Origin of the sequence: Pseudomonas sp. 51_B (genome assembly GCF_017491595.1) — a bacterium.
GTDB lineage: Bacteria > Pseudomonadota > Gammaproteobacteria > Pseudomonadales > Pseudomonadaceae > Aquipseudomonas > Aquipseudomonas promysalinigenes.
On the sequence record NZ_JAFGYW010000443.1, the window covers coordinates 1 to 437 of the forward strand.

General features: G+C 60.4%; 1 protein-coding gene. It reads right to left on the reverse strand.

What is annotated here, in order from left to right; translation table 11 throughout:
* Positions 1–437: GTPase (locus tag J5M56_RS25640; protein WP_207938140.1), on the reverse strand; the 437-nt coding region annotated here is incomplete at both ends.

Sequence of the window (437 nt, forward strand, 5' to 3'; positions counted from 1 at the left end):
TCGGTGAAGTGCGCGATCAATTGCTCGAGCAGCGCCTTCTGAACCACAGCGTCCTTGTCACCGCCCTTGGCGTTGCGCGCGACTTTCTGCAGTTGCTTCTCGCAGCTGTCGAGGTCGGCGAAGATCAGTTCCAGGTCGATGATTTCGATGTCGCGTTTCGGGTCGACGCTGTTGGAAACGTGAATCACGTTGTCGTCTTCGAAGCAGCGCACCACGTGAGCGATAGCGTCGGTTTCACGGATGTTGGCCAGGAACTTGTTGCCCAGACCTTCACCTTTCGAGGCGCCGGCGACGAGGCCGGCGATGTCGACGAATTCCATGGTGGTCGGCAGGATGCGCTTCGGATTGACGATGGCCGCCAGAGCTTCCAGGCGCGGATCCGGCATCGGCACGATGCCGCTGTTCGGCTCGATGGTGCAGAAGGGGAAGTTCTCGGC